We start from the raw sequence: 10,794 nt of genomic DNA, 5'->3' as shown, positions 1-10,794 counted from the left end.
TGGCGTCGGAGTACACGACGAAGCGCTGGCTTTCGGCCCGGACCCACGCGGAGAGGTCGTCCTTCTTGCCGGCCACCTCCACGCGCTCCAGGTTTGCCGGGCGGGTTTGCTGGGCGCCGGCGGCGCAGGCCGACAGCAGACAGAAGGCGGCGGCGAGTGTGTTTGCCCAGGGTCCCTTGCGCATTGGCTGTTCCTTCTGGAAGTGTGGCTCGGTGCGTGGTTGCAGATCCGAGCTTTCATCCTAACGGCCAGTCACTGCCGCGCGGGCGCCCTCCAGGGCCCAAAGCAGGTTCAGCGACACATTGTTATGCCCGGCCCGCTTGGCCCGGACGTAGGTGGCGACGGCGCCCAGCGCACGCAACTCTTCAAGCGTCGTGATGCCGACGCTTGCCAACATCGCTGCGGACTTGGGGCCGAGGTTGGCGAGGGACTCGATCGTGTCTGACATGTGCGGACCCTAGTCGATCAGGTCAATCGCCCAATCGAACGACGGGTCGCCCACGTCGTTGTGCGCGATGTTGAAGTCCTTGCGCTGGATCAGCAGGTCCATATAGGCGCGGCCCTTGTAGCGCGCCTCGTAGGCGATCACGTCGTTCACGTTGCCGGGCGCATTCGCGCTGGTCAGGATCAGGTGCACGGGTAGACGGGGGCTGGCCGTGAAGCGCGCCTGTTCGTCCTGGATGTTCCTGGCCGTCAGCGCCCAGAAGGCGCCATCGAACAGCAGGTAGTTCCTGAAGAAGGGCGTGCCCGCGGCTTCGGTGCTCAGCAGGATGGAGCCCAGCAGCCCGCCGTAGGACGTGCCCGAGAAGCTGCGCACGCCGGTCGTGCGGTAGTTGGCCTCGATCAGCGGCGCCAGTTCCTCCTTCAGGAAACGGGCATAGGCCGGCGCGCCGTTGACGGTGTAGTCGATGGCCCGGCGGTCACCCGGGCCCTGCTCGATGTTCACCAGGATCATCGGCTTGCGGCGCTTGTCCAGCAGCTGCGAGAACGCATTGAAGCTCCACTGCCCGTCGGTCGCATACATCACCGGATAAGCCTTGCCCGAGGCCGCGTAGTTTTCCGGCAGGTAGACGTGATACGGGTAGTTGATGCCGGTGATCCTGGACGTGATGGACTTGTCGCGCTCCAGCGTGCCCACGTAGACGTAGTTGGGCGTGATCACCACCGGCGGCGGCGTGACGGCCGGCGTCGCGTCGCTGCTCGACCCGCCACCGCCGCAGGCGGACAGCAGGCAGGCAAAGCTCAGAAGCAAACACAGGCGTCTGGACATGGAAGGCCCTCGAGTTGTCTTCTGCGCAGTTCCGGGCACTGCGGTCACGCAGACCCCCGGCGCAGCAGCGTCAGCCCGATCAGCCGCGACACCACGGCCGCCAGGTAGCCCACGCCAACGAACATCTCCAGGCTGGTCGCAGCCCGAGCCAGCGGCCGCACCGGGATGACGTCGCCGATGCCCGTGCTGGACAGCAGCGCGAAGCTCAGGAACATCAGCTCGGACCAGGTGCGGGGCTGTTCAGCGTTGACGGCGGCCGAGAAGCTGCCTGGCTGCGCCGCCTGCAGCACCACGAAGCTGTAGGCAAAGCCCCAGGCCAGCAGCGTGAAGGTGGCACCGGCCGCATACAGCTCGTCGGTCGTCGCGTGCATGTCGCCCATCATGTAGGCGACGAGGCTGCCAGCGGCGTAGAAGTAGAACAATGCTTCCAGCGCGGCGGACCAAGGCTGCAGCCAGTGCATTTCCCACACCGCCTGCAGTACCAGCATGACGATGGCTGGCAAGGCCAGGCACACGCTCAGCCACGTCAGGCCCGGCGTGCGGCGCACCATGCCAGTCGTGAAGATCAGCACCGTGATGCCGAAGGCGCTCAAGGCGATGGGACCGGCACGCGTCGATTCGAGGATCGGGTAGAGCAGCAGGCCGACCAGCTGCACGATCAGGAGGATGGCCGACGGGTGGCGGCGCGTAAGGGCGAGAAGTCTTCGGTGGGGCACTTGCATGCCGGGATTCTGTGCCGTACGGCTTCGCGCCAGGCGCGAATCAGGGGCGCGCCTCGCTCGACTGCCGCTGACGCAAACCGGCGTGCTTCCTTCGGCGAATCTCAGAAAGGCGTCGGGCTTCGCGATCCGAGGCCGACCGAAGTCGCCATTCGCACAAGCCGGTTCAGCGGCGCCGACGAAGCGCCAGCGCCAGCAGGCCGCCACTCAACAACAGCGCCATCGAGGGCTCCGGCACCGGCGCATAGGGCACGTTCCAGTCGATGCCGCTCTGGCTGCTCAGCGTGTAGCCGATCGCATTGCCAGCCACGGTCACGCCGCTGACGCCTTGCCATGTCAGCGTGCTGGCGAAGTCGCTGGTGGCCTCGCTGAACCAGTTCGGCCCGGCGCCGGCCGTGCCAGCAGACGCTCGCGAGAAGACACCCAACTCGAACGGCGTACCCAGCTTGACCGTGACGCTGAAGTTGACGTCCTGGTCGATCACCTGGTGAAACGGAAAGCCGCCCTGCCCCTGGCCTTGGGCGCGAAAGCTCTGCCCGCCAACCGGCGCGTTGTTGAGCCAGACCTGGCTGCCGATCCGGGTGTAGCTGTTGCCGATGGGCAGGCCATCGAGCACGCCGTCGAGATGGACGCTGAAGCTCACCACGGCGTTCTGGCCGACCTGGGCCGGGTTGGCCGGCATCAGCGTCCACGTGTCGGTCCATCCTGCCGTGCTTTCGGCCGCTGCGAAGCCGGCGCTGGCATTGGCGCGGAAATGTGCGTACATCCCGACCGAGCCGTAGGTAGCGCTGCCATGCGAGTCCGCCTGAATGGCAGGCGTTGCCTGGTTGTAGGTGCCGCTGGTCGCCAGCTGCTGTCCCGGCGTGGTGGTCGAGGCGGCGTTGCAGTTGGACAGGCCCGGCTGCCAGTCGAACAAGTTGCCTTCAGTCGGGAAGGCGCCGGTGGCCAGGCCGGCGCAACTCGATACGAGAGCGCCCGTGGCGCCGAGATTCTGTTGGCTCAGTTCGGCCGCGAAGGTGGGCAAGCTTGCCAGCGCGAGGGGCAGCACTTTGAGGCAGAGGCGCATGTCGGGCTCCTTGTGTAGTGGCCGGAGGCTATGCGTCTACCCAGGCGCCGTCAGTCCCTAAATCCGGCTGATCCCTGGCGTGCTGGAAATACGTCTGCACACCGAAGGTGTCGTGTTCGGGGGCCGCCGAAATGTTGGTGTTTGCGGTGTCTTGCCAGCGAACGGGCTGGGACCCCGGTTTTCGGCTTTTCCGCGAGCGCCTTGGTCGGCCTTGTGCCCTGCTCCTTACAGCAGCACCCCCATCCGGGTGGTCGCTATGAACCTAGGGAGTAATGCCTGCGGCCCGGCGGCGACTGCAGCACGCAGGGTGTTGCCCTGCGTGCCAACCAACAGGAGATCTCTCGAATGAACAACGCACATCACGCCGCCTCTGCCCCCCACCGCACAGCCATCACGCCCCATCGGCTGGGCGCCCTCGGAGTGGCGCTTGCGGCTGCCCTCTTGCTTCCTCAAGGGGCCGCCGCACAAGCGCCGGCATACCAGATCACGTTCAAGAACCTGACGAGCAACGCCGCGGCGACGGGGGCGGCGACGGCACAGACCGGCCAGCGGCTTTCGCCACCGGTGTTCATCACGCACAGCGCTGACTACACGGCTTACTCCGTGGGCCAGGCCGCACCGGAGACGATCTGGCGCATCGCAGAAGGCGGCAATCGCAGCTTCCTGCTCGACGAAGCCAACGCCCTTGTCGGCACGAGCGTGCTCAGCGTTGCGGCGCCGCTGTCTGCACCTTTGCCTCAACAGGACTCCGTGACGGTCATGGTGAATGCCAATGCCTCCCACCACCTGCTGTCGTTTGCCAGCATGCTGGGCTGGACGAATGACGGCTTCATCGGCGTCAGTGGCCTGGACCTGTCCGCCATCACTGGCACCGTCACGATCAACCTGTACGGCTACGACGCGGGTTCGGAGAAGAACAACGAGGCCAACGGCTTTCTCGGCGCACTCGGGCTGGGCAACGCCCGCGATCCCGAAGGCGGTTTGATCACCACCCACCTGGGCATCCGGGGCGACGCGAATGCGCCAGCGGCCTGGAACTGGCTGCCTGGCCCCGCAGCCAGCCTGACCATCAGCGCTGTGCCCGAGCCGACCACCTGGGCTCTGCTGGCGGGCGGACTGCCGCTGCTTCACCTGCTGCGCAAGCGTGCAGGCGCCGGGAACGCGCACAAGGTCTGAGCGAAGTTGGGTAGAGGATGTGAAGGCAGCGGCGGGGCCGGCAGCAGCATGTCCACGCCAGCGCGGATGCCGCCTGCTTGGTGCTGTAGGTAGCGCCGGCACGGTCGGCTGATGCGCATGTTCAAGCGGCTTCATTAGTACGTTGCCAGCTTCCCCCCAACAAGAGGGCTTGCCACGTGGCAACCACGAACCTAGCCTCGCCAATCGGACGGATGCAGTGACTGACTGATCTTGTCGCGAGGGCTACTGGACAGGCACTTCTCGCCAACTGCCCAGGCCGGCGAGGTTGCGGCCGGAAAGAGTGGTTGCTCCGAGACGGCCTGCGCCTCCAACCCAAATGCGGTTAATTCGGAGTGTTCATGAAGATCACAAGACTTGGCGCAGCCTTCGTATTGGCGGGATTGGCTACGCTTTCGCAAGCGGGTGTCCTCCTGAGCGAGGGCTTCGACGACGTGGCGACCCTGGCCGGCAAGGGCTGGGTCCTGGCCAACGTCAGTTCACCCAGCCCCGGCACCGACTGGTTCCAGGGCGACAACACCACGGCGTTTACCGCGCAGGCGGGCGCTGCCAACGCTTACATCGCTTCCAACTACCTGGCCGCTCCTCCCGGCGGGTTCATCGACAACTTCCTGATCACACCGTACTTCTCCCTGGAGTCCGATGTGACCCTGACGTTCTATGTCCGCGGCGACGGTTCCGCGGGTGCGGGCTTCTCCGACACCTTTGCCGTGCTGGCCGGCGCCACCGCCCAGGGTGGCAGTGAAGTCGTCACCGAGAGACTGTCGCCGACGGTGGCAATGGTTGATGACTGGACCGCGTACACCGTGATGCTGCCCGGGTTGGGCGCGGGCGCGATAGGCCGCTTCGCCTTTGAGTACTTCGGCGACGCCGACACATCCAACTACATCGGCATCGACACCGTGATGGTGGCCGCGGCCGAATCAAATGCCGCGCCCGAACCCCAGACCATTGCGCTGGTGGCACTGGGCTTGGCTGCATTGGTGCAGGCGCGCCGCAGGTCGGTCTGACACGAGAGGATGATCACCATGGCTGAAATCAAGTTCAAGGCTGCGGGTCTGATTGCCGTCATGTCGGTGCTCGTCGGGTCGGCCCCAGTATTTGCGGCCGATGCGGTGGGAATGCGCATCGTGCGCGACCCGGTGACGGGCCAGCTGCGCCCGCCCACGGCCGACGAAGCGAAGGCGATGGACGAGGCCGCCGCCAAGGCTCGCGCTGATGCGGCCGCTGCCGCACCGGGAACCAATCCCGACACCCGTGATCCGGTGGAAATCCGTACGACCAACGGCGTGCGCTACCGCGTCAACGATGCCTTCTTGTCATATTCGGTGGTCACCCGCAAGGCGGACGGTTCGCTGGACATGCAGTGCGTGACCGGGAAGGAAACCGCAGAGAAGCTCGTCCGCGACCCCAAGGCCGCCGTCTCCACCGTTGATCAATCTCGCGGGAAGCACAGCCATGAAGAAAAGTGAGTTCCTGGGCGCACTGGCGGGCGTCCTGCTGGCCGCCTCTGTCCTGCAGGCGCAGGCCGCAGCCACCATCGTCATCCAGAACTTGAACGCCGCGGGCGAAGGGTTCAACGACCCGACGCCTGCAGCTCCCGTGGGTGGCAACGCCGGCACGACACTCGGCCAGCAGCGCTTGATTGCCTTCCAGACCGCGGCCAACATTTGGGGTGCGACGCTCACCAGCTCGCAGACCATCGTCATCCGTGCCAGCTTCGAGCCGCTGACCTGCACTGCAACCTCCGCCGTTCTGGGCAGCGCCGGCGCATGGAACATATGGCGTGACTTTGCGGGCGCGGCCAAGGTCAACACCTGGTATCCCCAGGCGCTCGCCAACAAGCTTGCCGGCGTGAACCTGAGCGCTGGCGACCCGGTCGATGGCCAGGACATCCGCGCGCGCTTCAACTCGCGCCTCGGCTTGTTTGCAGATTGCCTGCCAGGCTCGCCCTTCTACCTCGGACTCGACAACAACCACGGTCCGAACGTCGACCTCGTCACCGTGCTGCTGCACGAGTTCGCTCATGGCCTGGGCTTCCAGACCTTCACCAGTGGCAGCAGCGGCGCGCAGTTCGACAACCGTCCGTCGATCTGGGATCACTACATCTATGACGACACGGCCAAGCTGCTGTGGGTGGACATGACCAACTCGCAACGTGCGGAGTCGGCGTTGAACACCGGCAAGCTGACCTGGAGCGGAGCCGGGGTGCTGGCCAGCCTGCCCACGGTACTGAGCCTGGGCACGCCCTCGCTCACGATTGGCGGGCCCGCGGCCGGTTCCGCGGCGGGGCCGTACAACATCAGCACGGCCTCCTTCGGCGCGCCGCTGTCGTCGTCCGCCGTGTCCAGCACGCTGATGCCGGTGGTTGATACCGGCACCTCGACGGGTCTGGCCTGCAACCCATTGAGCGCCGCCAACGCGCTGGCCGTGAATGGCCGCATCGCCTTGGTGGACCGCGGCACCTGCACCTTCGCCATCAAGGCCAAGAACGTGCAGAACGCGGGCGCCATCGGTGCGATCGTCGTGAACAACGTCGCAGGAAGCGCGCCCGCCCTGGGCGGCGCCGACCCGACAGTGACGATTCCAGTGATCAGCGTGTCCCTGGCCGACGGGAATCTGCTGAAGACCGCGCTGTCCAAGCGCACGCGCACTTCCTCGGGCGTCACCGCGCTGATGAGCGTGAATGCCTCGCAGTACGCCGGTGCTGACATTTTCGGCCGAGCCCGCCTGTTCGCGCCGAATCCGTTCCAGAGCGGGTCGTCGGTATCGCACTTCGACACCATCGCCTTCCCGAACCTGCTGATGGAGCCGGCAATCAACGGCGATCTGCTGCACGCAGTCACTCTGCCCCAGGACCTGACCTTCGCGTTGCTGAAGGACATCGGCTGGTAGGCCGCACTTCACTGGGATCGACTCAGGGGCGCGGAGAAATCCGAACTCACACGCACGGCAGCGCCGCGCCTTCCCGTCGCGCTTCACCGAAGGCCTGCCGTGGGCGTAACTGGACATCGCCGGCACGGCCTCCGGCAGCGCCGCCGACCGCGTCGCCATAGGCAGGCCGGTGGAGTTGCTGGTGCAGCTCCTGGCGGGCTGGGCGGCAACGGCACCTCGCATCCGTAGGTTTGGGTGAGCACGGCGAACCCCAACGCGTCACTCGCCCGCGTTGATCTCCGTGTCACCGGCGCTTGCCCACCCCGCGTCGATGACGCGATCGCGAATGAAGCGATGAATGCTGGAGTGCGGCCAGTCCGCCGCTCGTTGGGCCCAGCCATGCTTGACCGGATTGAAATGGATGTAGTCCACATGCCGTTCGAAATCGGCATCGTCACGGATCAGGTGCTCCCAATACCGCCGCTGCCAGAGCCCACGTTCTCCCTTGGCCGCGCGGCTGGCCCGAGCTCCGCGTGCTCCTTTCAACGGATGTCGCGCTGGGATACTCCCGCACCCCGACTTATGAGAGGCCGCTCGTCATGAATCACTCGCTCGTGAAACGCCTGCTGATCATCGGCCTACTGGCACTGCTTCGTTGCCCGATGGCCCAGGCGCTCCCACCGATCACGCAAGACACGCGGCTGGCACTGGACTACCTCGCCACTGACATCCGCCAGATAGCCGCCGAAGGCGGCTCCTGGGAGGCGCAGCGAGACCGCGAACGCAAGGTCGCCGAAGCAGTACGCCAACGACTCAAGGCCAAGCCCGGCGACTCCATGCTGACCGTGCCTGACAAGGACGGCATGTTTCCACTTGCGTACGCATCGCTGAACGGATTCGCGTTGGTTGTTGAAGCCCTGCTGGAGTCGCCCGTTGTACGCGGCCAGGTCAACACGGCCAGCCTTGCCGGCGCTGCGCCATTTGCACTGGCCCAGTTGGCACGGCCGCTGACCTTCTGGGCTTGTGACCCCAACGTGTTGATCGTTCAGGTCTCTGAAGTTGTTCAGGTAGCGCGGCAACGGGAGACCTACTACGCGGCAGCGCCCGACAAGCCCTTCGAGCGCATTCAGCAAATGCTGCTGGATGCCGGCGCCACACCTGGCAACGGTGATCTCGAACGCACCTGGCGCAAGCTGTGTCCAGCAAGTACGTCCGAAGCGTCAGAGTCCATGTTTGCGGCTGCCGCTCCTACGCAGGCTCTGATCGAAATGGCCGAGCGTAATTGGGCGCGTCACCAGAGAATGGAGGCTCGCAAGGCATCGGTCTCGCTGGAGACCCTGTCTCTCTCCCTTGATCGAATCCCTACGGCTGTCAGCAAGACCCCACCCCCTGTCGCGACACCTGTACCCAATGTGACCATGGACGTTTGGTCGAGCAATCGCGTTTGCCGTGCGCTCGCAGAGCCGGAGGTCGGCCCGGCGTGGCCCTGGGCAGGCACAGCCAACGTCCGTGCCGTTGTCACGCTGCAAGGTGGTTTGCCGGTGTCGGTGGTAGTCCGGCGCGTGGGCGGCGACATGCCCGAGTCTGCAAACCGGTCGCTCGCTTGGCTTGTCTCTCGGGCCATGACACTGACCGAATGCCGGGGTGAAGTGCGCTACGAACTCGAATTCGCATTCAAAGTGACGCCCTAAGGAAACGCTGATTTATCAGGGCTGACCTCAATGCGCAGTGGACGCGTCGGCAGCAGCTTCAGCTCATGAGCTCGTAGGTTGGATGAGCCTGGCGAACCCCAACCTACGAGCTAGCGGTCAACCAGAGTGCAGAAACGGTCCATCGCCTTGGCCTGCAGAATGATTGGGGAGGGGAAGTCGGCCACGCGTTCAACCGAGCTTTCCCCGTCGTGCAACTCGACCTTCACCTTGGCCGGTTGGAATGCACCGTCAAGGCCGAAAGCAAACCGCATCTCCGCTTGGTCTGCGTAGCCGTTGCTCAACTTGCAGAAGGCTGCGCGATGAGGGACCCAGTCAATCCCCGGGGAGTCCTCAAGTCCGTAATAGCTGACGGCGCTGCTCATCAGCTCCCATGGCTTGGAGCGGTATCGCTGGCCCAGTGCGTCATTGATGCGGCTTTTGAGCTGACCGGGGCTTCGGATGACAACGACGCAGCTTGCTTTGAACAACTCGAACATTTCAGGCGCGAGCTTCAGAGACGCGCAGAGTATGAAGATATCGCGCGTGTTTGCCGTCGACGAGAAGGTCCAAGGCGTCTCGATACTCTTGCCATCAGCCATGTTCAGCACCAGACCGGAGTTTGGTCGATGAAGACGCTGACCTTCTAGCCGATCACCTCGTGCGGCATCGTTCTCCATTGCGCGGTACTGATCCAAGCTGCAAAAACGGATCTGGCCGGCAATGAACGCCTCGGCATAGCGCCTCTCGCTGAAGTACCGATAAATGGGCTGAGCCGCCATGGATTCGCTGTCTAGTTGCCGACGTTCACCGTGGTGATGGCTCCGTCGCGATCACATCCCAACGGAGGAACGGGGTCAGGTCTCAAATCTCAACCCCTCCGCCCTCAAACCACCTGCGCCACCAACTTGACCCCCAGCGCCGCGCACACGCGCTGGATGGTGTCAAACCGGGGCCGGGCGCCGGGCCGCAGCGCCTTGTAAAGCGCCTCGCGCCCGATGCCGCTGGCCTCGGCCATCTGCGTCATGCCGCGCGCCTTGGCAGCCACGCCCAGCGCGTGCGCCAACTCGCCAGCATCACCCTCGGCCAACACCTGGTTCAGGTATTCGGCAACGTCGGCCTCGTCCGCGAGTTGCTCTGCCATGTCAAAGGCAGGCAGATCGGCCAGCTTGGTTTTCCTGCTCATGGTTCGTCACTCCTCAAGGGTTTGGGCCAGCACCTGGGCGGCCGCAATGTCCGCCTTCTGGGTGGACTTGTCGCCCCCGCCCAGCATGACGATCAACACGTCACCCCGCTGCACGTAGTACATGCGCCAGCTCGGTCCGAAGAACTCGCGCATCTCCATCACGCCCTGACCAACTGCCTTCACGTCGCCAAGCAGCCCTCGCTGCGCCTTGTCCAGGCGCCGGGCCAGTTGGATGCGCGTTGCGCGGTCCCGGAGCCCCTGCAGCCAGTCCGAGAATTCGGGAGTCTGCAGGACTTGGTACATGCGCCCAAGTGTATTCGCTCGAATACAAAATGGCTAGTCTCGCTCAAGCCCTGGGGAGGCCGTTCAGAACAAGAAATACCTCTGCGCCATCGGCAACTCCTTCGCCGGCTCGCAGGTCAGCAGCACGCCGTCCGCCCTCACCTCGTAGGTCTGCGCGTCGATCTCCATCACGGGCAGGTAGTTGTTGAGCAGCATGTCGGCCTTCTTGACCGAGCGGCAGCCCTTCACCGGCACCAGCGTCTTGGCCAGGCCCAGCTTCTCGACGTTGCCCTGCCCGGCCTGGCTGACGAAGGTCAGCGAGCCCTGCTGAAGCGCCGCGCCGAACGAGCCGAACATCGGCCGGTAGTGCACCGGCTGCGGCGTGGGGATGGAGGCGTTGGCGTCGCCCATCGCGGCGGCGGCGATGAAGCCGCCTTTCAGGATGAGTGACGGCTTCACGCCGAAGAAGGCGGGCTTCCACAAGACCAGATCGGCCCATTTGCCGACTTCGATGC

The 10,794-nt window shown here is 65.0% G+C and carries 14 protein-coding genes and 1 pseudogene; 5 read left to right on the top strand and 10 right to left on the bottom strand.

Annotated features, from left to right (window positions below; translation table 11 throughout):
- The 5 genes from ACXJKJ_RS29460 to ACXJKJ_RS29440 all read right to left on the bottom strand — a co-directional run.
- Window positions 1–184 (bottom strand): hypothetical protein (locus tag ACXJKJ_RS29460; protein WP_457394749.1); only part of this gene is annotated, 184 nt, incomplete at its 3' end.
- A 57-nt stretch (window positions 185–241) separates the two neighbouring features.
- The gene (locus ACXJKJ_RS29455) at window positions 242–448 is read right to left on the bottom strand and encodes a TfoX/Sxy family DNA transformation protein (RefSeq protein WP_457394748.1); all 207 of its coding nucleotides are present in this window, start codon (window positions 446–448) and stop codon (window positions 242–244) included.
- 9 nt (window positions 449–457) lie between these two features.
- Window positions 458–1,270, bottom strand: a complete 813-nt coding sequence (locus ACXJKJ_RS29450) for an alpha/beta hydrolase (protein ID WP_457394745.1) — start codon at window positions 1,268–1,270, stop codon at window positions 458–460.
- Window positions 1,271–1,314: 44 nt separating this feature from the next.
- Window positions 1,315–1,992, bottom strand: a complete 678-nt coding sequence (locus ACXJKJ_RS29445; RefSeq protein ID WP_457394742.1) for an ion channel — start codon at window positions 1,990–1,992, stop codon at window positions 1,315–1,317.
- A gap of 163 nt (window positions 1,993–2,155) precedes the next feature.
- Entirely contained in the window at window positions 2,156–3,055 is a 900-nt protein-coding gene (locus ACXJKJ_RS29440) for a PEP-CTERM sorting domain-containing protein (RefSeq protein WP_457394738.1), read from the bottom strand.
- A 345-nt stretch (window positions 3,056–3,400) separates the two neighbouring features.
- Between ACXJKJ_RS29440 and ACXJKJ_RS29435 the strand changes: the two genes are divergently transcribed.
- From ACXJKJ_RS29435 to ACXJKJ_RS29420, 4 genes are all read left to right on the top strand, one after another.
- The gene (locus ACXJKJ_RS29435; protein ID WP_457394735.1) at window positions 3,401–4,231 is read left to right on the top strand and encodes a spondin domain-containing protein; all 831 of its coding nucleotides are present in this window, start codon (window positions 3,401–3,403) and stop codon (window positions 4,229–4,231) included.
- A 359-nt stretch (window positions 4,232–4,590) separates the two neighbouring features.
- The gene (locus ACXJKJ_RS29430) at window positions 4,591–5,259 is read left to right on the top strand and encodes a choice-of-anchor J domain-containing protein (RefSeq protein WP_457355932.1); all 669 of its coding nucleotides are present in this window, start codon (window positions 4,591–4,593) and stop codon (window positions 5,257–5,259) included.
- Between the two features lie 18 nt (window positions 5,260–5,277).
- Complete coding sequence (locus ACXJKJ_RS29425) at window positions 5,278–5,721, top strand: post-PEP-CTERM-1 domain-containing protein (protein WP_457321535.1); 444 nt, start codon at window positions 5,278–5,280, stop codon at window positions 5,719–5,721.
- Window positions 5,708–7,144: a PA domain-containing protein gene (locus ACXJKJ_RS29420; protein WP_457394732.1), complete on the top strand. Its 1,437-nt coding sequence runs from the start codon at window positions 5,708–5,710 to the stop codon at window positions 7,142–7,144. The genes ACXJKJ_RS29425 and ACXJKJ_RS29420 overlap by 14 nt, the downstream gene beginning before the upstream one ends.
- Window positions 7,145–7,402: 258 nt before the next feature.
- Here the strand turns inward: ACXJKJ_RS29420 and ACXJKJ_RS29415 are convergent, their stop codons facing one another.
- Complete coding sequence (locus ACXJKJ_RS29415; protein ID WP_457394729.1) at window positions 7,403–7,669, bottom strand: REP-associated tyrosine transposase; 267 nt, start codon at window positions 7,667–7,669, stop codon at window positions 7,403–7,405.
- 68 nt (window positions 7,670–7,737) lie between these two features.
- Between ACXJKJ_RS29415 and ACXJKJ_RS29410 the strand changes: the two genes are divergently transcribed.
- Window positions 7,738–8,814 (top strand): hypothetical protein, encoded by a 1,077-nt coding sequence (locus tag ACXJKJ_RS29410; RefSeq protein WP_457394727.1) that lies wholly within the window; start codon window positions 7,738–7,740, stop codon window positions 8,812–8,814.
- 110 nt (window positions 8,815–8,924) lie between these two features.
- Here the strand turns inward: ACXJKJ_RS29410 and ACXJKJ_RS29405 are convergent, their stop codons facing one another.
- The 4 genes and pseudogenes from ACXJKJ_RS29405 to ureC form a co-directional block, all read right to left on the bottom strand.
- A complete protein-coding gene (locus ACXJKJ_RS29405) occupies window positions 8,925–9,593 on the bottom strand; it encodes a hypothetical protein (protein WP_457394724.1) in 669 nt (222 codons plus the stop codon).
- A gap of 104 nt (window positions 9,594–9,697) precedes the next feature.
- Entirely contained in the window at window positions 9,698–9,997 is a 300-nt protein-coding gene (locus tag ACXJKJ_RS29400; RefSeq protein WP_457394721.1) for an addiction module antidote protein, read from the bottom strand.
- Between the two features lie 6 nt (window positions 9,998–10,003).
- Window positions 10,004–10,300, bottom strand: a complete 297-nt coding sequence (locus tag ACXJKJ_RS29395) for a type II toxin-antitoxin system RelE/ParE family toxin (RefSeq protein ID WP_457394718.1) — start codon at window positions 10,298–10,300, stop codon at window positions 10,004–10,006.
- Between the two features lie 63 nt (window positions 10,301–10,363).
- Window positions 10,364–10,794: pseudogene (ureC, locus tag ACXJKJ_RS29390) on the bottom strand (urease subunit alpha); the annotation flags it as partial.

The sequence above is a fragment of the Roseateles sp. P5_E1 genome (assembly GCF_054049335.1).
Note: the sequence above shows the minus strand (reverse complement) of the source record. Positions and strands in the feature narration are given on the sequence as shown.

Bases quoted from the DNA above. Each gene is read 5' to 3' on its own strand.
- ACXJKJ_RS29455 (WP_457394748.1), bottom strand. From the start codon at position 448: ATGTCAGACACGATCGAGTCCCTCGCCAACCTCGGCCCCAAGTCCGCA.
- ACXJKJ_RS29450 (WP_457394745.1), bottom strand. From the start codon at position 1,270: ATGTCCAGACGCCTGTGTTTGCTTCTGAGCTTTGCCTGCCTGCTGTCC.
- ACXJKJ_RS29445 (WP_457394742.1), bottom strand. From the start codon at position 1,992: ATGCAAGTGCCCCACCGAAGACTTCTCGCCCTTACGCGCCGCCACCCG.
- ACXJKJ_RS29440 (WP_457394738.1), bottom strand. From the start codon at position 3,055: ATGCGCCTCTGCCTCAAAGTGCTGCCCCTCGCGCTGGCAAGCTTGCCC.
- ACXJKJ_RS29435 (WP_457394735.1), top strand. From the start codon at position 3,401: ATGAACAACGCACATCACGCCGCCTCTGCCCCCCACCGCACAGCCATC.
- ACXJKJ_RS29430 (WP_457355932.1), top strand. From the start codon at position 4,591: ATGAAGATCACAAGACTTGGCGCAGCCTTCGTATTGGCGGGATTGGCT.
- ACXJKJ_RS29425 (WP_457321535.1), top strand. From the start codon at position 5,278: ATGGCTGAAATCAAGTTCAAGGCTGCGGGTCTGATTGCCGTCATGTCG.
- ACXJKJ_RS29420 (WP_457394732.1), top strand. From the start codon at position 5,708: ATGAAGAAAAGTGAGTTCCTGGGCGCACTGGCGGGCGTCCTGCTGGCC.
- ACXJKJ_RS29405 (WP_457394724.1), bottom strand. From the start codon at position 9,593: ATGGCGGCTCAGCCCATTTATCGGTACTTCAGCGAGAGGCGCTATGCC.
- ACXJKJ_RS29400 (WP_457394721.1), bottom strand. From the start codon at position 9,997: ATGAGCAGGAAAACCAAGCTGGCCGATCTGCCTGCCTTTGACATGGCA.
- ACXJKJ_RS29395 (WP_457394718.1), bottom strand. From the start codon at position 10,300: ATGTACCAAGTCCTGCAGACTCCCGAATTCTCGGACTGGCTGCAGGGG.